15 protein-coding genes are annotated in these 25,759 nt (G+C 59.4%); 11 read left to right on the forward strand and 4 right to left on the reverse strand.

Annotated features, from left to right (window positions below; translation table 11 throughout):
- Positions 1-105: 105 nt before the first annotated feature.
- The 4 genes from BMX68_RS00855 (at position 106) to BMX68_RS00870 (ending at position 5,080) form a co-directional block, all read left to right on the forward strand.
- Complete coding sequence (locus BMX68_RS00855; RefSeq protein WP_017130744.1) at positions 106-1,656, forward strand: MBOAT family O-acyltransferase; 1,551 nt, start codon at positions 106-108, stop codon at positions 1,654-1,656.
- Between the two features lie 11 nt (positions 1,657-1,667).
- The gene (locus BMX68_RS00860; protein WP_017130743.1) at positions 1,668-2,846 is read left to right on the forward strand and encodes an alginate O-acetyltransferase; all 1,179 of its coding nucleotides are present in this window, start codon (positions 1,668-1,670) and stop codon (positions 2,844-2,846) included.
- A 16-nt stretch (positions 2,847-2,862) separates the two neighbouring features.
- Complete coding sequence (locus tag BMX68_RS00865) at positions 2,863-3,519, forward strand: alginate O-acetyltransferase AlgF (protein ID WP_017130742.1); 657 nt, start codon at positions 2,863-2,865, stop codon at positions 3,517-3,519.
- A gap of 109 nt (positions 3,520-3,628) precedes the next feature.
- The gene (locus BMX68_RS00870; protein ID WP_060782168.1) at positions 3,629-5,080 is read left to right on the forward strand and encodes a mannose-1-phosphate guanylyltransferase/mannose-6-phosphate isomerase; all 1,452 of its coding nucleotides are present in this window, start codon (positions 3,629-3,631) and stop codon (positions 5,078-5,080) included.
- A 185-nt stretch (positions 5,081-5,265) separates the two neighbouring features.
- Here BMX68_RS00870 and BMX68_RS00875 read toward each other — a convergent pair whose 3' ends face one another.
- The 4 genes from BMX68_RS00875 to BMX68_RS00890 form a co-directional block, all read right to left on the reverse strand.
- Complete coding sequence (locus tag BMX68_RS00875; protein ID WP_083400851.1) at positions 5,266-8,124, reverse strand: RHS repeat domain-containing protein; 2,859 nt, start codon at positions 8,122-8,124, stop codon at positions 5,266-5,268.
- Between the two features lie 449 nt (positions 8,125-8,573).
- On the reverse strand, positions 8,574-13,058 hold the full coding sequence (locus tag BMX68_RS00880) for a SpvB/TcaC N-terminal domain-containing protein (protein WP_017130738.1): 4,485 nt from the start codon (positions 13,056-13,058) through the stop codon (positions 8,574-8,576).
- Between the two features lie 104 nt (positions 13,059-13,162).
- On the reverse strand, positions 13,163-18,034 hold the full coding sequence (locus tag BMX68_RS00885) for a Tc toxin subunit A-related protein (protein ID WP_074861767.1): 4,872 nt from the start codon (positions 18,032-18,034) through the stop codon (positions 13,163-13,165).
- A 34-nt stretch (positions 18,035-18,068) separates the two neighbouring features.
- Positions 18,069-21,572: a Tc toxin subunit A gene (locus tag BMX68_RS00890; protein ID WP_017130735.1), complete on the reverse strand. Its 3,504-nt coding sequence runs from the start codon at positions 21,570-21,572 to the stop codon at positions 18,069-18,071.
- A gap of 269 nt (positions 21,573-21,841) precedes the next feature.
- Between BMX68_RS00890 and BMX68_RS00895 the strand changes: the two genes are divergently transcribed.
- From BMX68_RS00895 to BMX68_RS00925, 7 genes are all read left to right on the forward strand, one after another.
- Complete coding sequence (locus tag BMX68_RS00895) at positions 21,842-22,027, forward strand: hypothetical protein (protein ID WP_017130734.1); 186 nt, start codon at positions 21,842-21,844, stop codon at positions 22,025-22,027.
- Between the two features lie 167 nt (positions 22,028-22,194).
- Positions 22,195-22,596 carry a thioredoxin family protein gene (locus BMX68_RS00900; protein WP_017130733.1) on the forward strand — a complete coding sequence of 134 codons (402 nt, stop codon included), beginning with the start codon at positions 22,195-22,197 and terminating at the stop codon, positions 22,594-22,596.
- Between the two features lie 9 nt (positions 22,597-22,605).
- Positions 22,606-23,430 (forward strand): SDR family oxidoreductase, encoded by an 825-nt coding sequence (locus BMX68_RS00905; protein WP_017130732.1) that lies wholly within the window; start codon positions 22,606-22,608, stop codon positions 23,428-23,430.
- A 232-nt stretch (positions 23,431-23,662) separates the two neighbouring features.
- Positions 23,663-24,067: a hypothetical protein gene (locus BMX68_RS00910; RefSeq protein ID WP_017130731.1), complete on the forward strand. Its 405-nt coding sequence runs from the start codon at positions 23,663-23,665 to the stop codon at positions 24,065-24,067.
- Positions 24,067-24,753 carry an RES family NAD+ phosphorylase gene (locus tag BMX68_RS00915; RefSeq protein ID WP_086009293.1) on the forward strand — a complete coding sequence of 229 codons (687 nt, stop codon included), beginning with the start codon at positions 24,067-24,069 and terminating at the stop codon, positions 24,751-24,753. Before BMX68_RS00910 ends, BMX68_RS00915 begins: the two co-directional genes overlap by 1 nt.
- A 222-nt stretch (positions 24,754-24,975) precedes the next feature.
- Entirely contained in the window at positions 24,976-25,392 is a 417-nt protein-coding gene (locus tag BMX68_RS00920) for a hypothetical protein (RefSeq protein ID WP_017130729.1), read from the forward strand.
- 15 nt (positions 25,393-25,407) lie between these two features.
- A complete protein-coding gene (locus BMX68_RS00925; protein ID WP_017130728.1) occupies positions 25,408-25,758 on the forward strand; it encodes a hypothetical protein in 351 nt (116 codons plus the stop codon).
- Position 25,759: the final 1 nt, after the last annotated feature.

Here is a 25,759-nt window from a genome sequence, read left to right on the forward strand (position 1 = left end):
GAGGCCAAGCCCCTCGCCACGGATGTAGGTAATGACTCTCCGGTTGCACGGGGGGTTTGGGGGGGCTGCGGCTCCCGAACATTGATAAAACAAGGAGAGATCGGAATGGTATTTTCATCCAATGTGTTCCTGTTTCTGTTTCTGCCGATCTTTCTCGGCTTGTATTACTTGAGCGGGCAACGCTATCGCAACCTGTTGCTGCTGATCGCCAGCTACGTGTTCTATGCGTGGTGGCGGGTGGACTTCCTGGCGCTGTTCGTCGGCGTCACCCTGTGGAACTACTGGATCGGCCTCAAGGTCGGCGCCGCCGGTGTGCGCACCCAGTCAGCCCAGCGCTGGCTGCTGATGGGCGTGGCCGTCGACCTGAGCATTCTTGGCTACTTCAAGTACGCCAACTTCGGGGTCGACAACCTCAATGCGATCATGACCTCGTTGGGTCTCGAACCGTTTATCTTGACTCATGTGCTGCTGCCGATCGGTATCTCGTTCTACATCTTCGAGTCCATCAGCTACATCATCGACGTCTACCGCGGCGATACTCCGGCGACCCGCAACCTGATCGACTTCGCCGCCTTCGTGGCGATCTTCCCGCACCTGATCGCCGGTCCCGTGCTGCGCTTTCGCGACCTCGCCGACCAATTCAACAACCGCACCCACACCTTGGACAAATTCTCCGAAGGCGCCACGCGGTTCATGCAGGGCTTCATCAAGAAGGTCTTTATCGCCGACACCCTGGCGGTGGTCGCCGATCATTGCTTCGCCCTGCAGGCCCCCACCACCGGCGATGCCTGGCTCGGCGCGCTGGCCTACACCGCGCAGTTGTACTTCGACTTCTCCGGCTACAGCGACATGGCCATCGGCCTGGGCCTGATGATGGGCTTTCGCTTCATGGAGAACTTCAAGCAGCCCTACATCAGTCAATCGATCACCGAGTTCTGGCGACGCTGGCACATCAGCCTGTCGACCTGGCTGCGCGACTACCTGTACATCACCCTGGGCGGCAACCGCAAAGGCACGCTGACCACCTACCGCAACCTGTTCCTGACCATGTTGCTCGGCGGCCTGTGGCACGGCGCGAACATCACCTACATCGTCTGGGGCGCTTGGCACGGCATCTGGCTGGCGATTGAAAAAGCCCTGGGCATCAACACCACCCCGCGCAGCTTCAACCCGATCCGCTGGGTCCTGACCTTCCTGCTGGTGATCATGGGTTGGGTCATCTTCCGGGCCGAAAACCTGCACGTGGCCGGTCGCATGTACGGCGCCATGTTCGGCTTCAATGGCTGGTCGCTGTCGGAACTCAACCGCGCCAGCCTCACCGGCCTGCAAATAGCGACTCTGGTGGTGGCCTACGCGACCCTGGCGTTCTTTGGCCTGCGCGACTTCTACAGCAACCCGCCCGCGCCAAAAGCCAAGCCCGCCGACGGCCCGGCCACGGCGCAACCCGGCCTGATCAAGGCCGCCCCCGGCGAGGCAGCTGGCAGCATCCACGAGCCCGGCTACAGCGTCGGGATCGAAGCCCAGGTGCAACCGGCTTACTGGGTGGCAGACTGGCCGCGCTACCTGATGCGTGCCCTGGTGTTGCTGCTGTTTATCGCCTCGATTCTCAAACTTTCGGCGCAAAGCTTCTCGCCGTTCCTTTACTTCCAATTCTGAGGGAGCCGACCATGACCCGCTCATTACGCATCCTCTACGCTGGCCTGTTTCTCTTCATTTTGCTGGCGCTGGGACTATGGTCTCTGCGCAGCTTCATCGGTTTCAGCACCAACGCCGACGCGACCGTGCTCAACGGGCGCTGGACCAAGGCTATCGAGACTCGTTACGACGGCGAGTTCCCAATCAAGCGCCTGGGCACCAACCTTTGGGCCGCGCTGGACTTCAAGCTGTTCAACGAAGGCCGTCCGGGCGTGGTACTGGGCCGTGACCATTGGCTCTACAGCGACGAGGAATTCAACCCCATCGCCAACGGGCAACAGAACCTGCAAGGCAACTATGCGTTGGTCGAAGGCGTGCGCCAGACCCTCAAGGCCAAAGGTGTAAACCTGGTGATGGCAATCCTTCCAGCCAAGGCCCGCCTGTACCCTGAACACCTCGGCACAGCCCGCCCGTCGGGCATCCATAGCCACCTCTATCAGGACTTCCATGCCCGCGTCGCCGCCGACCGGATCCTCGCTCCCGACCTGCTCGGTCCGCTGCAACAGGCCAAGCAGCAAGGCCGGCAAGTGTTCCTACGTACCGACACCCACTGGACCCCAGACGGCGCGCAGGTCGCCGCGACCCAATTGGCCAGTGCCATCGCCGCACAGACGCCGCTCAGCGGTACGCCACAGCGCTTTGTCACTGAAACCGAGAAGACTGAGCCGCACAAGGGCGACCTGACCCTGTTCCTGCCCTTGGACCCGCTATTCGACAATCTGATGCCTGCGCAAGAGCCGTTGGAAAAACGCATCACCCGTGCCGCTGAAGACCCGTCGGCCGGCGGCGACGCATTGTTCGCCGACAACGAAGTCCCGGTGGCGCTGATCGGCACCAGCTACAGCGCCAACCCGAACTGGAACTTCGTCGGCGCCCTCAAGCAGGCCCTGCACAGCGACGTGATCAATTACGCCGAGGCGGGTCACGGCCCGATCTCGCCGATGCTCGCCTACCTGAAAAGCGATGCCTTCAAGAACAACCCGCCGCAGGTGCTGATCTGGGAGTTCCCGGAACGCTACCTGCCGGCCAACAACGACATCGGCGATGCTGATCCGCAGTGGGTCGCGCAATTGAAAGCCGCTGGGATCCGCCAACAAAACCTGGTCCGGAACACAACCCAATCCGAGTCGCCTGTACAGGCGCAAAACTGAAAGAGAGGTAGACACCATGACCTTCGACACTACTCGTAAAAATACCGTCAGGACCGTGGCCATTGCCGCCGGCCTGAGCCTACTCTCACTGCAGGTCTGGGCGGGTGGCGACGCCGCGCTATACGGCCCGACCGCGCCGAAGGGATCGAGCTTCGTGCGCCTGTACAACGCCAGCAACCAGGAAATCAGCGCCACCGTCGGCGCCACCGCCCTCAATGATGTCGCGCCCCTGGCCAGCAGTGATTTCAGCTTTATGCCCGGTGGCGACTACAGCGCCAAGGTCGGCAGCCAAAGCCTGTCGGTGAAACTCGCCGCCGACCACTATTACACTCTGGTCAACAATGCCAGCGGCCAGCCACAACTGATCGAGGAACCGCCGTTCAAGAACAAGCAAAAATCCCTGGTGCGGGTGCAGAACCTGAGTGACAAGGCCCTGACCCTGAAGACTGCCGATGGCAAGACCGATGTCGTCCAAGCAGTGGCCGCCAAGGGTCGCGGCGAACGCGAGATCAATCCGGTGAAGGTCAGCTTCGCCCTGTACGACGGCAACCAGAAGCTCAGCGACCTCAAGCCGGTGGCTCTGGAGCGCGGTGAGGCGGCGGTGCTCTACGTCACCGGCAACGGCAGCAGCTTGTCGCCGGTCTGGGTCAAGCGTCCGGTGTCGACCCGTTGATTCGAGGTTTCTGGTTTTCCGGCTGCTACGCAGTCGAACGGGGGCAAGCCCCCTCGCCACACAGCTCTACCCCATAGCCCATAGATAAATTGCTCAAAGGAGAAACACCATGATTCCGATTATTCTGTCAGGTGGTAGCGGCTCACGCCTTTGGCCACTTTCGCGCAAACAGTTTCCCAAGCAGTTCCTCGCCCTCACCGGCGAACAGACGTTATTCCAGCAGACTCTCGAACGCCTGGTGTTCGAAGGCATGGATGCGCCTATCGTGGTCTGCAATAAGGACCATCGGTTCATCGTCAATGAGCAACTCAATAGCCGCCGCCTCGAAGCCCAGCGCATCCTGATGGAGCCGTTCGGCCGCAACACTGCACCGGCCGTGGCCCTGACCGCGATGCTGCTGCTCAACGAGGGTCGCGACGAGTTGATGTTGGTGCTGCCCGCCGACCACGTACTGGAAGACCAGAAAGCCCTGCAACGCGCCCTGGCCCTGGCCACCGTGGCCGCCGAGCGCGGCGAGATGGTGTTGTTCGGCGTGCCGGCGACCAAACCGGAAACCGGTTATGGCTACATCAAGTCGAGCAACGATGCACTGCTGCCCGAAGGCGTCAGCCGGGTCTCGCACTTCGTCGAAAAGCCCGATGAAAAACGCGCCATCGAGTTCGTCGAAGCCGGCGGTTATTTCTGGAACAGCGGCATGTTCCTGTTCCGCGCCAGCCGTTTCCTCGAAGAATTGAAGAAGCACGATCCGGATATCTATGACACTTGTCTGCTGACCCTGGAGCGCAGCCACCACGAGGCTGACACCGTGACCCTGGACGAAGCCACCTTCGCCCAGTGCCCGGATAACTCCATCGATTACGCGGTGATGGAAAAGACCCAGCGCGCCTGCGTGGTGCCGCTGATCGCTGGCTGGAGCGATGTAGGTTGCTGGTCGTCGCTGTGGAACGTGCATGAAAAAGACGAGAACGGCAACGTCAGCAAAGGCGACGTGGTGATTCAGGACAGCCGCAACTGCATGATCCATGGCAACGGCAAGCTGGTGTCGGTGATCGGCCTGGAAAACATCGTGGTCGTCGAAACCAAGGATGCCATGATGATCGCTCACAAGGACAAGGTTCAGGGCGTGAAACAGATGGTCAACACCCTCAACGAGCGGGGCCGTAGCGAAACCCAGAACCACTGCGAAGTCTATCGTCCGTGGGGTTCCTATGACTCGGTGGACATGGGCGGACGCTTCCAAGTCAAGCATATCTCGGTCAAACCCGGAGCCTGCCTGTCGTTGCAGATGCACCATCACCGCGCCGAACACTGGATCGTGGTCAGCGGCACCGCCGAAGTGACCTGCGACGAGAACGTGTTCCTGCTCTGCGAAAACCAATCCACCTACATCCCGATTGCCTCGGTACACCGCTTGCGCAACCCCGGCAAGATTCCGCTGGAAATCATCGAGGTGCAATCGGGCAGCTACCTGGGCGAAGACGATATCGAGCGGTTCGAAGATATCTACGGGCGTTCGACGCCGGTCGAGCGTGGTATCTCGGTGAAAACCATCGCCCAGTAACTCCCAGCGTTCCACCCACCCCCGCCCCGCTGGCTGCGCCCCCTATCCGCAGCGAGTGGGACCGGGGGTGTTCTTTTTGGCGAATCAAAGCGTAGTGGCCCAACCCAGGTTTCCCGACCGTGTCGTTCTCCTGGAGGTGGGCTTCTCAGAACTCAGGCGCGCAGGCCTACAGCGCGCTATAGGGACTAACCCCCAAGCCAACTTCTGATGCGGCCGAACAACGTTGGCGGCGGAGCGTTCACACGCTCATACTCATGGTTTAGTGCGTAAACCAGGAGGGCGATATTGTCGGCATTATCGGTCATAGCCAGTTGCCGCACCACGGGATCACGATTGAAGGCATTCACAAACGTTTGTTTGTTCGAAAATCCGACCGGGAGATTTTTTACCTGCCCCTCAGAGGGGCCGTTTTTAACGATGTCATAGGCTTGCATCTTAAGATCTAAATAGGTCCATATGTCTTCATGCCTGGATATATTCCCCTTATTCATATACCAATAATCCTTCGTTTTAAGATATTGATGTGACCACTCATGAATAAGAGTCACAGCCAATCTTTCGGAGTCTTCCAGCACAGAGGAGGACATATTAATATATAGTGTTTTATCCGCATCACCCTTATAAACATAGGCATTATCCCTACGCCCGCTCGCCTCAAAGCCGACTATTCGAGCAGGATTAACGGTGTACGCCTGATCTCTCAAATGTTCAAGCAAGCCACCGCCAAAACCGGCTGTCGGTCGCTGCTCGCTCCCTGTGAAGTTGTGCAATATCTCGCTGCCAGGGTATTCGTAAAACTCTTGATTTTCTGCCGAAAGCGCAGCGACCGCATTATCCAACATCGTATGGGCGCGCATGATTGCCGCGGCAATGGTCTTACCCGCCTGAGGGCTGGATCTATTGATAGAGAGCAGGCCTCGATGGGTGATTATTTGACTCGTCGGAAAAGAATAGCGCGGCGACTTGTTTTCATCGAAGCCGTTGAAGTTGGCATCATTAGCAAGATTAAGTCGCGCACCTTCCATCGCCTTGTTCCAGCGTTTCCCGACCAACCCGGCAGCATCGCTGAGCATAACAGGGTTATTTTGTACGAATTGATAGCGATTAAATCCGTCGATATTACCGGCCGGATCAGGATTGAGCCAACGTTGTCGCCATGGCATGTAATACCTGAACCCATAATAATAAAGCCCCGTCGCGTCGCGCTCCTTACCCGAATAACGCACGGTCTTGTAACTCGCCTCAACGTCACCGCGCCCGGCAAACCAGGCGGTGCCACCGTAAGGGTGATAGGTCTCCTGGCTGATCACCTCGGCTTCGCCATCCAACTCCAGGTTGCTGGAACCCAGATGGTCGGCCAGGTTGTAGCGGTATTGGTCATTGGTGATTGCACAGGGCGGCGCTGTTTCCCAGTGCAGTACCCGCACGCTGTTGCGTCCGGCTTGCAGGCTGATCACCTGCAACACTTCGCCAGTACCTGTATGGCTTCGAACTTCCAGGCCCGGCAGGTAGCGAACCTCGGAAATCAACGAACGTGCATGAGCCTGAGCCGAGCGGATCTTTCGCCGACGCATCCCATCACCACCGTACAGATAGAGTTCCCGATCAGCCTCGGCGCCGTCCCGTTGCACCGGTCGCACCTCACGCAACTGATTGCGCAGGTCCCAAGTCATCGTCTGTCCCGGTTGCAGCTCCTGCAAATTGCCGCTGTCATCAAAAGCAGCGCCAATCTCGTCTTCGGTGGGCGGGCGGCCATTGCGTTCGGGCAGGCAGCGGTTGCTATAGCGGGCCGCCGTCAGTTTGCGACTGTGACTTTGTGGACCGACATGGATCAGTTCCAACAAGTTGTCAGCAGCATCATAGCGATAGGTCTGCTGATAATTAGCTATCGCGCGCGGATCCTCGAAACGATCGAGTCCCGGCCCTCGGCTGGCGCCGCCGGCTTCCCAACCGGTGGCCCTGATCAACCGATAAAGGCTGTCATAGCCGTATCGCTGGACCGGTTCCACTCGCTGATTAGCAAAATAGCGGATCGGCAGGGCCGCATCTTCAATGCTCAGCACGTTGCCTACCGCATCGTAGGCATACTGCAGGTCCTGGTGGGTGACTTCATTTCCATATCGGGCCTGAAGCCGTATCAGGCGGCCATCTTCAGGACGATAGGTCAGCGTACTGACCACATCGTTGCCGGCCGTTTCCTGTTCGACCTGGCCGCCAGCACTGTAGCGAATGGCACTGACCAGCGTTCGAGGTGTGGCCTGACCGCTGAGTTGCAGATGGCTCGCCAACAACTGGCCAGCAACCGTGTAATCGAACAGTTGTCGGTTGCCCTTGGCATCAACCTGCTCCAACACATCGCCCAGCGGGTTGCAGCCCGACCGAGTGGTGGCCGCCTGCTCCAAAGGCTCCAGCAGCGCGTCTCGCGCCAACAGCTCCGGGGGCCAATCCGGTGTGTCCAGCACACTCAAAAAGCGCTGAGTCTGTTCAAGTACCTGGCCTGTCAGGGCGTACTCGTCCAATGTCCGCGTACCCGCCGGATCATCGTGCCGGATCAATTGCCCGCATTGATTGTGAGCGGCGAAATCGGTGCCGGCATCGGCGTATTCATAACGTTCGGTGCAGCGCGCCGCCTGGCCCGCGCCCTGCTCGGAGATGGCCAGCGGTCGCCGTAGATCGTCATACTCGATCCGCCGTTCAGTACCCCGACCGTCCCAGGTTCGCATCAACTGATCGCCCTCGCCGAACAGGTTGATCCGCTCGCCGGCATCGACGCTGGAGGAGCCTAACACCTTGCCGGAAAGTGACTGGCAATTGATCAGGTTGGCCGGTGTCGCCGCATCATCGGCACTAAGCGCCCACAGCCTGGGGTCCCATTGCCTGACCAAACGCCCCATCGCGTCGTAGGCATTACGGTTGACCCGCTCCTCGGCCTGCGTCATCTCGACGGAACGACAATAGGCGACCGAACGCACCGCCAGCCCGCGCGGATCAATGACCGTCAGGGTCGGTGTGTGAGTGTGAATATCCACCATCAGTCCCGACATGGCTCAGCTTCTTCATGGGAGGCGCCAGCCTAGTAACCACCTAAATCCAGGCCGCGACTACTGTCAAAAATGACAGGGCCGACAAATGGTATCGAGCTGTTTACGACTATTCCCTTTCGTTTGACCGAATTTGAGATCAAACGACCAGCGTATGCGGGTAGGCCTGCAGGGTGCCGTGGTGGGTTACCAGGCTGATACCCTCGACCAACGCTTGGGCCACCATGATGCGACCGAAGGGGTCACGATGAGGTGACGCCGGTCAGCATTCCGCGCCGCTTGGGAGCGGTGATGGGAACCAGCTTGGCAACAGGGATGTTGTGAATCTGCATGGTATTGCCTCAATGGATGGCTTGAGGAGCCAACTTAGTCCACGACATGGACTAAAGATCCCGTCAACCTGTAGCCTTACCTGCCAGACGACGTCATGGAGATTGTGCAACGCCACAGTGTCATCGTTCATCCCCGCCCGGCTGATGAACCTTGGCCGCCATCGCCTCCTCATGCAGATCGTTCTCATCCTCGCTGATGCCGTACCAGCCGAGGTAGCGTTGGCGGCGCCACTGCTGCCTGGCGGTAACGGTCAGGGTCGGGCGCCCCAAGGGGTCATAGTATTGTTGGTCGCAATAACCGAATTGGCGGAACGAGGCATCATTGATGTAGCGCTGCCGGTCGACGAAATAGGGACGATAGGTGCGGATCGCCAACCCTTTGTTGTTGTATTCGACCCGCTCGCTGACACGCCAGCGCTCGGCAGCCTCGACGATCACCGGGCGCCCGTCCTCCAGCACCAGGGCGCCCTGCTCGTCGACCTGGTAGGCATCGCCCGGTTCGACCTTTTGCCGGGTTTGCAGCACTCGCCCGAAACCATCCCAGCTGGTGCCGGACACGCGGATCTGCCGTTGCAGATCACCGGGATAACGGTCCGCTTGCAAGGTCAGGGCATGCACCGGTTCCCGCCGCGCTTCGCGCACGGCGCTCGCCCAGGTCGAATCCACGACCTCGTTCGAGGGCGCTGCGGCCAGACGCCAGCGGGCCGAACAACGGATATGGCCACTGGGCAACAAGTCGCCCTGGCTGACACGCCGAGCGAACGCTTCATGCGTGTGCGGGTCCAGACGGCCCATCCAACTGCAAGGGTCCTGGAACAAGGCACTGGCAGCATCCTGGAGTGCCGACTGCGGATCATTCAGCGCCTGTTCGGGACTCTCGAAGGGCCGGCGGTAATCGTCAAGAGGGGCAAAGCCCACCGGTTCGCCGCGCTCGGTGCCCTGAAAGCTGGTGGCCTGGAGCTCGCCATAGGGACCGTAGACTGCTTCCTGGACATTGAGATTGGGATCGATAACCCGAACCGGCCGCAGGAATCGGTAATCGTTGACCGCCTCGGTGGTGCAGCCATCCGCCGACCGCGTGACACTGATCGGCAGGCAATAGTAGGGGTCATAAATCACCTGGGTGACGCTCTGCCCTGCCGTTGCCTTGACCGACAGCACTTTGTAAAAGCCTTCTGCTCCGGCGTAGGCAACAAATCCCTTACGCACCGACCAGAGCACCGGTACCGGATCGTCCGGCAGGAACACCGGCATGCGGCGGTAGCCAAGGTGCGTTAATTCAGCTTCCAGAGCCGGCCGCTCCAGCACCCGCTCGTAAGCCTGCAAGGCCGTCTCATCGAGCTCGGCGACTTCCAGTTCGCCAGGTAGCGCCAGGAAATTCGCCTGACCATCCGGCTCCAGTCCCGCACTCAAAGGTTTTTGATAACGCTGTAAGGACAGGCTGCCCAGTGCCCAGTCCGGCGCCGAATCTATGAGGCCTTCCGGGTCCAGGCAGCGTTCGTAACCGAGATCGGCGGGCGTCAGTCGCCGGGATTCGAGCACCAACACATTGTGCCGCGACTGATAGGGCAAGCCCAGCCGCCAGCCTTGTCGGTCGCTCAGGTGGATAGCGCGGCGGCGGATTTCATCGAGGTAATAATAGGCTTGCTGGGCATCGTGGGCCGCGCGCCACCAGTCGCCCTCGTGAGGATCGGCACAGGGCGGCGGATCACTCGCACGCTTGCGCCGCGCATAATGAACGGTCAGTTCGCGGGTCGATCCACCGTAGGCATCTCGGGCCAGATGAATCAGGTGCTGACAGACTGGGTCGTCGGGCTGGCGTTCGTATTGATAACTGATCGATTCCAACTCCAGAGGGAGCATCACCGCCATGGGCTGCTGCTCACAAGCCGGCCGCAGTTGCCGGACCAGATAACGCCACTGCTGCACGCAATAAGGCAAACTGACCAGGCGACTGTCATCCAAGCCGAATATCTCGATCCGCAGCGGCATCCCGACCAAGGCATTGGCCATTTCCGACAAGGTATCAGGAGTATCGGGTTCGACGATCACGTCACGTCCGATGGGCTCATCGAAATGACTGAGCAAGGTCTTGCCCAACGGATGGGCCTCGGTGTCCGAGCGGTCATAGCCCTCTTGCGGCATGTCGGGGAAGCGCCCGGTGTGAAACCAGGTTTTACTCAGGACCGGCGCCGTATAACCCTCGGTCAAGGCTTCGGCGTCAGTGCTTTCGGCATCGGTTTGCAGCAGGAGGCCAAAGCCACGGAACTTGCGCGCCCGGCCATCGTAAAAACCCTGGCGGTAGCTGAAGTGTTGCGTCAGGCGATTGCCGCTGATTTCATCCCGTTGTTCCTGCCGGCTGACCAGGTGCATGGACAACGGCAGCAGGCACTCGACCGCCCGCGCCTCGGCTTGCAGCGCCTGTTTTTCATCCAGCCACTCTTGCGCCGAGGCCCGATAGCTCACCGTGCCGGCAGCGCCCATATTGTTATTCGTGGTCGTCAACAAATAAGGCTTGGCGTGAACAAAATCACAACGCCAATGCCGTGGCGACATATGCGGCACAGTCAGGACCAGGCTGGAGCAACCCAGCCCCTGTAGGTCGGCGACACTCACTTGGCACAGCCGATCGTAGCGCACCCCCGGCGGCCAAGGCAGCTTGTACGCTGTGGTTTCGAACGCATTGCCGCCACGGTTCATGAAGATTTCGATATGCTCGGACGTGAGGTACAAAATGTCCGTCGCTCCCGAGCCGTCGAGATCGGCCAAGCGGATACGCGCCGCCTCGAACGCCTCATAGGTATAGGGCAACGTCGCCAGGCGACGACCGTTACCGAAGCGCCCATGACCAAGGTTCGGCCAGCATTTGACTTCGTCGTGGCGGATGCGCACCAGGTGCTGCTGGCCGCTGCCCAGCACATCGCTGAAAGCCACCAGCTCCGTGTCACTCTCGCCTGGCAGGGGCAAGGCGTCGTCCGGCGCCAGGCGTTCGACTTCGCAGGCGCCGGCGAATCCCTGTTCGCGTCGGTTGGCATACAGACGCACGCTGCGTGGGCCGATCAGTGCCAGGTCGGACAGGCCGGCACCGATCAAGTCGGCCATTTGCCCCTGCGGATGAAAGAACTCCTGGGGAAACGCCGCGAAACTGGCGAATGACGACCAACTGCGGTCCGGGTTCAAGGTAAAAAACCCACTCATTGCGGGCGCGCAGACGAGCCAGTCGAGACGCCCGTCTCCCGTGAGGTCGGTGAGTGACTGGCGCACCGAGGCAGCGCTGTCGGCCAGCGGCAGTTGCGGCACTTCGCACCACTCGCCGTAAGCCACGTCATCGGCATGCGCCGCCGGTTGCGCACGCAGCGGTTCGCGGTAGTACCAGGCCTTGTCACTGCGATACAACATACCCGGCAGGCCCTCGCCGTACAGATCCACCAATTGATAGCCTTGGTCGTCGTTCAGGCCAGGCAGGGCGTCAAACGGGCGATATCGGCTCTCGCCAAGGTCGAAACCCGCGTAGTCGAACTCCAGTGGCGGCCAGTCCCGCAGGCTCCCGGCGGCGTCGTAGGCCTGGTCATGGGCGGCCACCAGTTGGCTGTAACCCAAAGCGGTGGGGCGATGCTCCAACAGCAGGCGCCGGACCAGGCAAGGGGCATCGCCCAAGGTCGCGGGAAAGTGATGAAACATCAGCACCTGCCGGCACAAACGCAAGGTGCTCAACTCAAAGCCGAAGGCAAAACTCGCACAAGGATCTTCGCGCAACGGCCACGGCTGTACCGCCTCGTAACCCGGCTTGTCGGTCAAGCCGTAGGGGCGTTCGCCATAATCGAACAGCAGATCGAAATGCCAGTCGGTCGGCAGCGTGCTTTCCTCCCAGAGATACAAGCCGGAATACGCGCTCGGATTGCCATAACGGACCCGGCTCAAGTAACGCCAAGCAGTGGGGTCAGGCGGTATCCCAGACATCAGGCCACTGGCGTCTTCCGCTCGGTACTCATAGAGGATGTGTTCGCCATGGGCGCTCACGGACTCCTCCAGCAGCCACTGCGCCACACCCCCCGGCGGTGCGCCGACCTGCGCCTGTGTGCGCTTGCCGTACAGATGCAGGCTGCCGTCGGCACCGTGCACCAGCCAGAAGCCCGGGTCCGTGACACCCACGCGCCAATGCTCGATCAGGTCGAAGGCGCCTTCGACTCGTGGAAAATGGCGAGTCACCTCATAGGTCCGTGCCAAATCCCGGTCCTGGTAGTGGCTTACGCGGTCGCGCCTAACTGTACCGTCAGCGTGGCGTTCAGGTAGCCATTCGACCTCGCCGGGACCGACAATGGCATCCTCTTCGTCGTAGCGCGGCACACCCTTGCTGGTTCGCCGGGCTACGTGCCCCAAGGGCACGGACCAACCCAGGCCGAACTCACTGTTGCCAGCCAGGCTGCTGTAGACCAGTGCCAGCGAGGGGGCGAAACCGCGTCCGGCGGAGATTGGCAGAGCGATATCGAACGACGCGCCCCCCAAGGCGCCGACGCTGCCCCAGCCCTTGCCGATGCTGTGAATCGCCCCGCCGCCCTTGGGCAAGCTGGGCGGGGTGATCGTAAGGGGCTGCTGATGGTCCATGTCGATGCCCTCTCATGCTCTAGTGGCCTGTGTGGTGGGTTCTATGAGTCCATTTCGGCGCCCTAAATCCCTGGCCTGCGTTGCTGTTCCTCGCCATAGCCCGGCTATGACTCGTCACAGCGTCTTGGCCATGGACTTATGGCATCCGAACTTGAGCTAACGAACTCACCGTACAGGCCACTAGCGCTGTATTGCACATGCACAATGATGTCGGTCAGGGATTCGAGCGCCGCCATTTGCGTGGCGTGATTGGCAAATCGCAGGCTCCAGCGTGAAACCGCGCCCGTGAGCTCGAACGGCAGGTAGCGAGCATCGTCGAAGTTGAGCCTGAACATACCGTCGTCGTCGATTCCGGAGGACACCGCTATCCGCTGGCTGGCCCGCAGGTTTTCCCTGGGCGGCACGCCGGGCATCAGCACCACGGCGTTGTAGGTCTGGGTGAGGATCGCCCGGACATCCTCGTAAGGCCCCACCACCATAGGCAGCGACAGGCCGATACGTTTGATCCGCCGGCGATAATGGCCGGGGTAATCGGCCTCGAACATCTTCTGTGTCAGTTCGAACTCGATACTGCCCTCCAGGCAGAGTTTTTCATGGAGGGTGTCCCAGTGCAGATTGATCGGCGACTCCGGGTCCAGGGCCTTCAGGTGGCGCAGTGAGACGGTCTTGGTGATTTCCAACCCGCGTTCGTTGCGATCCATATAGGCCACTTCCATTTTCTGCAGGTTCATCCGAAGCGAATCACCGGCGGTGAGACCACGACGAACGTCGCTCCAGGCATCGGGCTGGATGAAGTTGATGGCGTAGTCACCCTTTTCATAGCGCCAGCACTCTTGGGCGGCCAGGCACAGGGACAGGGTGCTGTCGTACAACTGATAATAAAAACGCGCGTATTGGCCATTGAGCCATTGATAGAGTTGCGCGTTGGTGAAGCGTTTCGACAGGAAGTCTTGGGTCACGATGGCCTGGTCCAGCGTGAGCTGAGCCTGATTCAGTTGAATGGTGGTCAATGCCTCTTGCTCGCTCAGACCCATGAACTGGGCATCGATCTGGGCGATTTCCAGTTCGGCTTGCTCGCGCGCCTGCATCCATTCCTGGTGGCGGCGACGCAAGGACGCAGTACGGTCTATCCCATCCGCCACCGACTTGGCGAGCAACGAGGCGCCCTGGGAAATTTTTGCCATGGCCCCAGCAACACCTTCGGCTTCGATGCCCGTGACTCCCGCCCCCGCGCTGGCGCCGGCACCATTGGCCACGCCACCCACCGCCCCGCCACCGCCCTCCGCCTCGAAGCCTGACGGAACGGGCTTCAAGGCATTTGCCGTGACCTCCGCGATGAACTGGGCAACCGTGAAGGCACGCGCAGTGTTGTTGAGGGAACTGACGCCCTCCTCCTCGGCGCTGACATATTCGTCACTGCGCCGACTGAAGAACTCCCGGCGTTGCTCGACACTGGCTTTGCCGGCCTCCAACGCATGCCGCCGCTCCAAATCGATTTTTTGCTGCTGTTCGACCATCTGTTTCGCAAACGGCGCCATGTCCCAGAGTTGCCGTTGCTGCAATTCAAAGCCTTCAGACTGCTCCTTACGCTCGATGATCGACAGTAGGGTGTTGCCGAACACTACCAGATTGGCCACCGCGTCCTTGGCCATGCCGACCATGGCGGTAAACCGGTAAGGCGGCACGTCCGGGGCCAGCAGGCGCGCCGCACCACCGCCCGTCGCACCTTGTCCGAAAGCGGCGAGCAGGTCGCTGGGGTTCAGCGGCGCGGCAAACAGCGGCAGGCTCAATACCTTGCCATCCAGGCTGAGATTGTTGCGCAGATTGTGCAATCGGGATTCACAGGTATTCCAATGCTCGATCAGGTGAGCGTTCATCGGTATGCGCAGATGGGGCGAGTCCAGGGTGAACAGCGTCGGGTCCGGAGCATGGCTGCGCAACAGCAATGGCGACTCGGCGAATTGCCAGGTAGCGACGCCGTGGGCGGCTCGCGCACTGTCCTCGCGCAGGCGCTCCTGCCGGGCCAACCGCCGCTCGTAGTCGCGCAGCGCCGCGCTGGTGTCGTTGGCCAATTGATGCAGGGTGATCGGTGTCCAGTGGTCGATCAGCCGGACATCCGGGCGTGGCCCCAACAGATCGAGCACCCGCACATACCAGAGCTTGGCTTCACCCAGGCTGTCAGGTGTGAGCTGACGGTAGGCACGATCCCCCCGGTCGATCAGGTTTTTCAGGTAGAAGTCATAGACCGCCTTGCGGTAATGCACCGGTTTACTGCTGGCGATCGCGTCGGGATCCACCGGTGCGCGCGCCGCGAAACCGGGGTCGCCGGGGTCGAGCAACGCACGCACGTTCCAGTAAAGCAGGCGTCCGCTGCTGTCGGGTTTATGGCTGGGATCGAAAATGAAACTCAACCAGAACTCTGCCTCGTTGAAATTCATTTCCAGGTTCAGTCGATGGGCCACGGCAAAGGGCAAGTGCAGAAATAGCTCCCAGAAATACAGGCCGTTGGCGCCGTTGAAATCCATGAAGTCGTTGGCGGCGGGCGGCTGTAGCGGCGGCTCCAATTGATGCTGGGTTTCCCAAGACAGAAGACTCTCCAGCGCGACATTGGCTTTTTCCACCAGGGTGCGGGCGAACAGGGTGTTCATTCGGATCGGCTGCCGCGGCGCCGTGGCAGAACCGTCCGACAGGTAGATATCGGAATCGGCAAAGTCAATGAATTCAGCGATGCCCAGGGTCGGACTCCCCCGCTTGCCAATGCCGGGGGCTCTCAAGGGGCGGGTGACGGGCAGCGAGGGTTCCAATTGAAGCTCTATGCACGTGTACTTGAGAGCACTGCCCACGTAACGGGAAGCCGTCGGCGTCACTTGCTCAAAGATGTACATGCCATGAGCGATGGGAATAACTTTCGAGTCTTGTGGCCAGGCTGTGTTCCAGTCCGGAAGCAAGGTTTCCTGGTTGATCGCAATGGTGGCCGTCAGGGCATCCGGTGGCTGGACAATCGGGCGAAAACCCGGAGTAGTCGCCAAGTTTGTGTTCAAGCCGTACCAGCTTTCTGGAGGCGTAAGCGGGGTGTTTTTAAGCCATGCCATGAAGTGGTGAAATAGGTAGTTGCTCTTAAGCGCTACATTCAATATATTCGAAACATTGGTTTCACTCGCATTGTCTTTACCTACGTGAGACACGGGACTTCTCGCAAGGCGGTCAAAAACTTCAGTTTTTATATACTTTCCAGCAAGACTGACCTCTTCGCCCCATTGCAAACCCTTAAGTGAAAGCGTCTGTAAATCCTGGTTATCCCTCAAATAAAAATCACAATTAGGCTCCCCTTGATCCGACTGCCTAACATGAAATCTGTAGTTTGAACCCCTGAAATAGAACACATCATAGCAAATCATATAAGAACCTTCCAAAAGCCTGAAAAAACCTTCGGATGAGGTACTCAACGATATAACAAAACAAAAGCTTGCACTCAGTCCGCCTTGAGCGTGGGCAACATCAAAGTTCGCCATATTACGAGTGCTCGACGAGGGAAAGGCATTGCTCGTCTTAACCGTCACCTCCAGCGCTTTGCTAGTCTGATTATAGACAACATCACTTGCGCTACTCGGATCTGCAATGTTTTTTTGCCCACCGGAGAAATTCCATTCGCTGGATTGCCCATGAGGAGAACTCGTCACTACCTCTTTCATTGCGATACGGAGACCAGGCATGGCAAATTGAAAGTTCTGCCTATTGGTCAAAGCAAATAACCGGCCGATTTTCAACACGAACGGCATTTTCACCTCAGGAAGATTACTGCGCGTGCCTTTCACATACCCCAGCTTCGGAAACAACGGGGTCACATTGAAACTCTTGTCGACCTGCGCGGTTTTCATAAAGGCGTATTTATCCAGCACGCCGTCCTCAGCCGGGCCGGGGACATAACCGGCATACAGAGCGATGAACAACGAGCCCGAGTCATCCACCGTCGCGATAGTCTGCAATACCCCCTCCAATGCCTCGGCATTGGGAAATACGTCAGCCTCGCTGATATGTTCGATATAAGTCAGCGGCACACTCCAGGTCTCATCGTACTTCTTGTAGGAAAGATTGCAGCGCATGGCCGTCTGCGGCGTTAGGGTGACCGTCGTATCGTTCGTGGTTCGACTGACTTGCGGGTCGCCGTTGAGTTCCACCACGTCGACCCAGATCACGAACAACCGATTGTTGAAAAACACCGGACGGATCGAGCCTTCCACCGTGGCCTCGGAAATACCCAGGTCCGCGTGTACCCAGTCCGACCAGGCACCTGGTGCCGGGTAGTCGACTTTCGGCCTGCCAGGTCCGGCGTCGCCCTTGAAGGGGCGCTCGGACATATCCACCGAGCGCCAGTAGTACTTGCGCTCGGCTCGCGACTTACCGATGAAGTAATAATGAGCGTTGGCAAAATCGGTGCTGGTGATATAGCCATTGACAATGGTCAGGTTGGCTACCTCTTCGAAACGGGCAAGATAGCTCTTGACCGCCTCCTGCGTGGTGTCCAAGTGGATCTTGTTCTGATTAATGTCGTCTTCCAGTTGCCGGAAATAACTGGATTTTTTCAGACGCAGGCTAGGGTCGATATAGATCGAGGGGTGATAGGCCAATTGTTGATTGGCAGCCCATAAAGGGTACTGGCATTGCCGGTCGCGCCACTCGACGATCTCGTGGGGCTCCAGGGTCTTGTCCTCATAACCCGGCTCCATGGCCATGAGCACGCCATTGACGTATTGCTGCAGGCTGGCGATGGCCGACGCCACCCAACTGCTGCGCACATCCTGGCTGACCTGGACATCGAGCAGCAGGAATTCATAGAGGTCGTTGAGGGTCTTGAGCTTGTCGGACACTCCCAACGCCTGCAACTGCGGGTCATTGGGCACTACTTCATCGAGGTAGTAGGCACAGAGTGCATCGCGCAGGGCCTCGTTGAGTTGACTGTCGATGGATGCAGACATGACTCGTCCTCCGTGGGATGGGCTCGATAGATGATCAGCGCCAGGCGGCCATGGCCGCTTGGCCGACGGCCTGCCAGTCGGCGGCGGGACTGGCGATATTCAAGGCCGTGGCCTGGAGCACGGTGTCGGCGGTCAGCCCGCTGTCCTTGCACGCCTGTTGACAACGCCGCAGCCAATCGACCTCGGCCAGGGAGGTGGCACGCTGTTCGGGCAAGGTCATGCTTAAGATGCGGATTTCGTGCTTGTTCCAGTCCAACAGTTGCGCCAGGGTGCCCGCCGCTTGATCGGCCCAATCGGCTTTACGGGCCTTACCGATCCGACCTTTGCTATCCGGATGGGTCAGCATGAAATAATCCAGCAGCTCGGCTTCCGGTTTGCCCAAGGTCTTGATCATCTGGCTGTAGCGCTCCAGCAAGTAGAAGCTGGCCAGAGACAGGTGGGAGCGACCGTCAGGGGCTCCGAGCCATTTGGGCTTGATCAGGAAAAGCCGCAACGCGCGGGCACTGACACCCAACTGGCGTAGCGCATCAGCGTGGCGCAACAGGTGCTGCAAGCGGCTGGCCAGCTCCACCGGAAGTTCGCTGAGCGGCCAGCGATACGCCGGGTCGCCGTGCATCAGGTTGAACAGCCCCTGGACCGAATCCCCGGCCCATCGGGTCACACCTTTGGCCTGGGCCATCGGCAGGTCGCTGCTCTCCTGCACAAACCCTTCGATCACCCGCGACTGCCGGTCATGGGCCACCAGCAGAAGCTCGCCCAGCCGCTGACGCGCCTGCGCCTTGTCCTCCGCCGAGAGCTTGATGACCTTGAAGATTTCGTCCAGGCGCCTGGCGATCAGCGCCGCCGTTTCGTCACCCAGAGATAACTCCGGCAGGTCGAATACCACCCCGTCCAGGTCGAGCAATTGGATTTGCAGATGCTCCCGCCAGAAAATCGGTTGCTGCGCCGTATCGATCGCGGGCAGGTTCAGGCGCTCCACTTCCTCCGGACTCACCAGCGCCGACTTCACCTCCTCGGCCAACCGATTCAAACGTTCCAGTAACGCTTGGGGCGAAAGGAACTCATGGGGATCGAGCGCCAGCAGGCGGCGCACTTCGCCGATGCTTCGCTGACTGTCCTTGAGCCAGTTCAATGCCCAATCCATCTGCATCAACACATCGAGGATATCCGGCGCCTCGCCCGAGGTGCGCAGCGCGCCGGTCGCCATGGCGCGGTGATAATCGTTGCCGCCGAGCAGGTCGGCCAGGGCCCAACTGTCTTCGACCGCCAAGCCCTGCATCCTAGCGATACGCGCCTGGCGGTACAGGGAGGACACGGTGTCCAGCGAGCGCCGCAAGGGGCCTACGCAATCCCGCGTGTTCTGCAACAAGCGCAGCAGGGAGGCTTCGGTCGCTTGCAGGCCGAGGCCGGCGCAGAGCTGGTAAAGCGTTTTCAAGTTATCGGGGGTCGCGCCGGTCGCAGAAAAGGCTTTCTGATCCAGGACGAAGGGTGTGTCGAACAAAGCGGGACTGTTGAAGACACGGTCGAACAACGGCAGCTCGTCCCCGCTGGTATAGGGGCAAATATGATGTAAAAACGCGGCGAACTCTTCGGCGCCGATCGCACTTTTTCGGTTGAAATAGCGAAACACGCCCAGGGTCCGTAGGGTGTTGGCATTGAGCTCCAGGGTCAGGTTGGCTTCGCCTTCGGCTCGCACGGCGGCAGCGATCAGGGTATCGAGCTCGGCGAAGGGAATGTCCGTCCAGCGTTGCAGGCGGATCATGCGTTGCAAGCGGTCGAAGCGATTCAATGAGGTCTTGGTAAGCCACCAGGTGCTGACCGCCCCCTCCTTCACCTCCTCCAAGTCCATGGCGTTGTCGAAGATGTCCTGCTCGGTCGCGAAAGCACTGGAACTATCCAGTTGATCGCTACCCAATCCGTTGACGTAGCAGGCGCCATAGTGGGAGGGATGGGGAAAAGGCAGGCCATAGACGGAACCTGCGCTGGGCAGGTTGCTGTTGGGGCAATTAACCGACGCACGAGGCTGGCGGGTGCGCCGTGCGAGCAGCGCTTCAACCTGCCCGGCATCGAGTTCGGTCTGTTGCATGAACGTCTTCATGACAGCCAGCGAGCGGTCTCCGACGCTTAACACCTGAGCGCCATAACACCTGTGGAAAAATTCCCGCTCCTCCGTGGACAGCTGGTAGTCGTCAGCCATCACCACCGTCAGGCTCTGGCACGCCAGCTTTAGCGCAGTGGCGGCTGTTGCATCGACGGTGACGAAATCAAAGGTGGCGCTCAGACCGGAATTGAACGGCGGCGGGTCGATGACCGTTTGACCGTTGTACTGGAGGTAGGGAAAAACCGGTGCGGCTCCCGAGGGATGTTTTTGATTGATGGCGTATCTGCCCGAATGGCGCAGACGGCTGGAGATCATGTCCAGGCTGATGTAATAGCTCGAGGGACCGCTGATCAGCTTGAGGGTCGCGCGGGTCACTGGCCCCCCCAATCCCACAACGGCTGCCGATGGTACCGTTTCCACAACGTTCGCTTGCCCATCCGGCACCAGGAAGCTGGTATAGACCCCGGCAATGTAGGGTCTCAGGTAACAGATGCTCGGGCCTGTCCATCGGCTGTTCAGTTCTTCGTTACACGGGTAATAGAACGTCGTGAACAGACTGGGCTCCGTGAGTAGCCGCTGTTGCTCCGGCCCCAGACCGGACAATAGGCATTGCGCAACACAGGCATCGGTCTGCCGCTGGCCGAAGGCGTTATCCGCGTCTTGGCTGATCGGCAGGGCCGGACTGATCCGATAGTTCAGTTCCCCGAGCGTCGGCTTTTTCCCCGACAACCCCAACTGGCACTGGTGGTAGGCGAAGTTGTAGGGAAACAGAAAAGGGTGGCGTCGCTCGGCCAACAACTGGTGAATCGGCTTGTCTTTGTCGGCCTTGTCCGCCCGATATCGCTCGATGCCTTTGCTCACCACCTCATTGACGATCATCAGCATCGGGATGGGCGTAAACGTCGATTGGGCATCGATCAACAGGTCCTTCAGGTCCGGTCGCCGGATGTCGAGGCGGATCTTGCGTGTCGGATCCGGGCCAGTGACGTTGTCTTCCAACTGCGTCGTAACCAGATGATAAAGATCACGCAGGTAAGCCACCGGCGAATCGACGGCGGCCATGGCGCCGACCTTGCAGAATTCGTCCCAGTTTTCCTTGAACAGGTTGCTGTAGCTCGGTCCGATATCGACCAGCGAGCGTATGCCGGTACGTCGACTCAGGTGCTGCGCCCGCCCATCGCTAAGCTGCTGTTCGCGGTATTCACGACCGATCTGTACCGCGTAGGACAAGGCATTGTCATAGACCAATTCGCCATCGACATCGCTGAGACTGGCCAACTTCCGGCTGAACAGCGCCTTGGGTTGGCGGACGATATCGAATACCGACTGAATATCGAGTCGCTCCATGGCGGTTGCAAAGTCGACTCTGCCTTCACGCAGGCCCCGCGCAGGCATATCCTCGACGAGGTTGAGCAATAAGAGGTCGAGCTTATCCATCCGAGTTCTCCCTATCGCTTGTCTCGGGAGCCGCGCGGATGAGTTCCGCACGCCGGGAAAAACAATAAGGTCAGAGCCGATAGCGTGCCCACTGTCAGAAATGACAGTCTTCTAGACCCATTGGAAATAAAAAAAGGTCCATGGGCAGCGCATTATTGCCGGTAGCGGGGGGTGATTGGCCGGATTGGGACGGAGGCATTTGCAAAGGCGCATCGGCTATGCTCCCGAACACTGTCCCGTCGACCGACTGCTGCACTTTGTAACCGAAGATGAAAAACGACAACAACATACCCCTGACCGACCTGTCCAGATGCCTCACCGCCTACGCTTCGGCAGATATCGTCAACCCGGTCGAAAACAGCTATACCGCGCCACGCTACGCAGCCCTGGCGAACTGCATGCCGCGGGCGCTCTGGGAAGACTGTCTGCCGATACCACCGTTACGCCCCAGCTAGCGCCCGCACACCACGGAGTTTCGGGCCGAGCACCCGCACAGCAGTTTTTCGGGCCGATAGCGACAGCAGTATCAAATCGCCACCTGTCATTTCTGACAGGTTACAAGCTTTTGTATTTAACGTTGAATAGCCCCCTTGGAGGTGAAGCTACCGCACCGGGAGTTAGGATGAAGAGCAAGACCACCGTCACCGAGATCAAGACCCGGAGGGCATTCCGTGCCGCGCTGGGCAGCCTGGAGATTCCTCTGATTCGTCCGAAGCCATCGGTGGTGTTGGTCTACAGCCGTAGCTGTCCACCTTGCGATCGTCTCAAGCAGCTACTTGAAGCCTTGGCGTCAGGTCCTTATCGAGAGCACGTGGCATTTTTTCAGCTCAGCTTCCCGATCTTCAAATTGCTGCAGCCCGGTATCGAAATCCAGTACGTACCCACTTTGTTCTTTCTCGACGGCCATGGTGCCCAGACCCGTATGCATGGCACCGACCGGGTAAAGATCAAACAAGGACTCGATTCGCTCTTTTTTGTCACGGACAAGGTATTCTCGGCAGTCTTCGACTTTCAGGCCCAATAAGGATGTGCCATGCCCGTAGCCTTGATCACCGGATGTTCCAGCGGCATCGGTCGCGCCCTGGCGGACACTTTCAGACACGCGGGGTATGAGGTCTGGGCCACGGCACGCCGACCTGAAGACGTGGCGACCTTGGCCGCCACCGGATTCACCGCCATGCAACTGGATGTCAACGACGGTCAGGCACTGCAACAACTGGCACAACGTATCGAGCAGCAGCACGCCGGTCTCGATGTACTGATCAACAATGCCGGTTACGGCGCTATGGGACCGCTGCTCGACGGTGGCGTCGAAGCCATGCGGCGCCAGTTCGAAACCAACGTCTTCGCCATCGTCGGTGTCACCCGTGCGCTGCTACCGGGGTTGCGCCGAAACCGGGGCCTGGTGGTGAACATCGGCAGTGTCTCGGGTGTCTTGGTTACGCCTTTCGCCGGCGCCTATTGCGCTTCCAAGGCAGCGGTACATGCCTTGAGCGATGCCCTACGCATGGAATTGGCACCCTTGGGCATCCGCGTGATGGAGGTCCAGCCTGGCGCCATCGATACCCAGTTCGCCAGGAATGCCAGCCATGAAGCCGAGCAACTGATGGCCGAGACATCGCCTTGGTGGCCGTTGCGCGAGGGTATACGTGCCAGGGCCAATGCCTCACAGAACAATCCGACTTCGGCGACCCGCTTTGCCGCCGACCTGCTCAAGGCTGCCCGTAAAGCACGACCTCCACGCTTGCTGCGCCTGGGCAACGGTTGCCGAGCGTTGCCGTTGCTGGCGAACCTGCTGCCCAAAGGCCTGCTGGAAAAGGTGCTGATGAAGCGCTTTGGCTTGGCTACGCGCCTGTAGCTATTGACCTGCCTGGTGAGTTCGTTAGGGCTGCTTGAAAAACCACCGAGTGGACAGGCGTCGTGGCGGTATTTGGCAGGACCTTGGTTCAGGCCTGAAAAACCAACAGATGTTTTTTGGAGCCCTCGCACTGCCGCCGATAGCCCTGTTGGTCTATGAGGTATAAGATTTGAATCTACAGATTCATTTTATTTACTTTTGAATCTACAGATCAATCCTCAAGAAGGTGAACATGACCATCACTTCAGCAGCCCAACGGCTGACCAAAGCCCATGGCGTGACAGGCCTGAGAGCGGCCGTAGGGATACTCGAAAAGTGGCTGGCATCGAGTGATCAAGCCTGCCGTATCTTGCGTATTTCCCGCAGCACTTACACCCGTGCCAAACAGCATGACCCCGATTGGTCCGTTGCCCTGGATGCCGACCAGATGCAACGGATCAGCTTTGTCCTGAACATCCACGCAACCTTGCGGGTTATTTTCGATAATCCCGAGAACGTCTATGGTTTTGCGGCGATGGCGAACGATAACGCGTTTTTCAACGGGCGCACCCCGTTAGACATCATGGCGCAGGGCGACATGATCTCGCTGTACGAGACGTTCCGCCGGATTGACGCTCTGCGGGGCGCGCAGTGGTGATCACCGGCCATTTGCCCGTGTTGTGCGGTGATCGCTTGCACGCCTATCGTTTGGTCAACTCCAAGTTCCCGCCAATTGCCTTGTTCGATGACGTGGCGGACGCTGACGAGTTCGAAGTGCTTTACCAGATTCAGGCCCTCACCAATCCGCGGCTACAGAACGAACTGGGTCGACTGGAACTGATCCCGCGTGACGAGATCCCCTTCGGTATTCCTGGTTGCGCCTATGCGACCGCGCCCTTCACTCACGTCAATCCGGCAGGTTCACGGTTCAGTGCTGGCCGCTTTGGCGTGCTGTACCTGGCCCAGACCATGGAAACGGCGCTGGCCGAAGTGCGGTATCACCAGAACAACTACTGGTCGAACGTGCGCGGCCTCAACTACGAACGGTTTGTTTTTCGTGGTCTTTCCTGCCACTTCACGGAGGCGGCTATGAAGGATGCCGCATGCCTGCCACTGACAGATCCCATTTACGATCCCGATGATTACACCCACTCCCGCGTGTTGGGCAGCGCGATCAAAGCGGACAGGTGCCCTGGGCTACGTTACCGGTCCGTGCGCCACCCCGGTCACCACTGCTGGGCGCTGATGACCCCACGCCTGGTTTTATCGATCGTTCAAACCGCTCATTACGAAATGATCTGGCACGACAAAATCACCAGCGTCAACCAGATCACTGACGCCTGATAGCAATGCCGTGGGAGTCGGTTTTTGTGGGAGCGGTCTGGTTATCTGTGTGTTCATAGGCCATGGCCATTAGTCCCTGTTCCAACAGCCGTCACAGCCAGCGGCGGCTCGGCGGCGGCATGAGCGCAATGTGATATTGGTCGGCGACGCGGCCATGCGAGGCTTCGTCCTACACCGACCTGACACCAGCCTGACAACAAAAACATAAGGCAGAGGCACCCGATGAACCTGTCTCTAGAACTGCAGAAACGCCGCAATCGCTTCAACAATCCCCTCGTACACGTCCCCCTGCCGCCCCTGAACGCCCTGCGGGAATGTCTGGTGAAAAGCCTCGGGATCGCCGTCGAGCAACGGGACGACCGCTTGCACTTTCGAACCCTCGATGGTGACCCCTGCACGCTTGAGTATGTCGGCGCCTATCTGGTGCGTCGGACCCTGCACGGCGTCGAGGACGTCAGCGTGCAACAGTGGTTGAGCTTGAACCTGAGCCTGTGTCGGCACTACATGAGTATCGAGTGCCAGGGCCAGACCCCGGTTATCAACGGCCTGATCGTCGAGGAAGCGTCCCAGGAGCTGACCCTGAAAAGCCTGGCCGCCTTTTTCAACCTCTCCAACGCCGCCAAACACACCGCCCACTGAACAGGACCTGCAATCATGTCCGAAGCCAGCCGCAACGACCTGATTCGCCAGTTACACACCCTGATGCCCGACAGCCAGGCCGATTACTTCCAGATAGCGCTTGATCACGATAATCGCAGGCTATGGCTGGAGTACGGCCAGCAAGGGCTGCTGATCATGCTTACGCCGCCGATGGACGGCTCCCCAACCGCTGATTTTGTTATCCAGGGTCCCGGTGGCTCTCTGGCCCTGCTGTTCGACACCTGGTTTCAGGACCAGGCCGCCCAGGCCCTTTTTCTCAAGCTGGCGTTTCCCGACAGGAAGGTCATCCTCGATACCTGTGATTTATTCCTGCAACGCTGCCATGCACCGCTGATGCAGGAGTGAT

The sequence above is a fragment of the Pseudomonas agarici genome, from assembly GCF_900109755.1.
Taxonomy (GTDB): Bacteria; Pseudomonadota; Gammaproteobacteria; order Pseudomonadales; family Pseudomonadaceae; genus Aquipseudomonas; species Aquipseudomonas agarici.

Bases quoted from the DNA above. Each gene is read 5' to 3' on its own strand.
- BMX68_RS00855 (WP_017130744.1), top strand. From the start codon at position 106: ATGGTATTTTCATCCAATGTGTTCCTGTTTCTGTTTCTGCCGATCTTT.
- BMX68_RS00860 (WP_017130743.1), top strand. From the start codon at position 1,668: ATGACCCGCTCATTACGCATCCTCTACGCTGGCCTGTTTCTCTTCATT.
- BMX68_RS00865 (WP_017130742.1), top strand. From the start codon at position 2,863: ATGACCTTCGACACTACTCGTAAAAATACCGTCAGGACCGTGGCCATT.
- BMX68_RS00870 (WP_060782168.1), top strand. From the start codon at position 3,629: ATGATTCCGATTATTCTGTCAGGTGGTAGCGGCTCACGCCTTTGGCCA.
- BMX68_RS00875 (WP_083400851.1), bottom strand. From the start codon at position 8,124: ATGTCGGGACTGATGGTGGATATTCACACTCACACACCGACCCTGACG.
- BMX68_RS00880 (WP_017130738.1), bottom strand. From the start codon at position 13,058: ATGGACCATCAGCAGCCCCTTACGATCACCCCGCCCAGCTTGCCCAAG.
- BMX68_RS00885 (WP_074861767.1), bottom strand. From the start codon at position 18,034: ATGTCTGCATCCATCGACAGTCAACTCAACGAGGCCCTGCGCGATGCA.
- BMX68_RS00890 (WP_017130735.1), bottom strand. From the start codon at position 21,572: ATGGATAAGCTCGACCTCTTATTGCTCAACCTCGTCGAGGATATGCCT.
- BMX68_RS00895 (WP_017130734.1), top strand. From the start codon at position 21,842: ATGAAAAACGACAACAACATACCCCTGACCGACCTGTCCAGATGCCTC.
- BMX68_RS00900 (WP_017130733.1), top strand. From the start codon at position 22,195: ATGAAGAGCAAGACCACCGTCACCGAGATCAAGACCCGGAGGGCATTC.
- BMX68_RS00905 (WP_017130732.1), top strand. From the start codon at position 22,606: ATGCCCGTAGCCTTGATCACCGGATGTTCCAGCGGCATCGGTCGCGCC.
- BMX68_RS00910 (WP_017130731.1), top strand. From the start codon at position 23,663: ATGACCATCACTTCAGCAGCCCAACGGCTGACCAAAGCCCATGGCGTG.
- BMX68_RS00920 (WP_017130729.1), top strand. From the start codon at position 24,976: ATGAACCTGTCTCTAGAACTGCAGAAACGCCGCAATCGCTTCAACAAT.
- BMX68_RS00925 (WP_017130728.1), top strand. From the start codon at position 25,408: ATGTCCGAAGCCAGCCGCAACGACCTGATTCGCCAGTTACACACCCTG.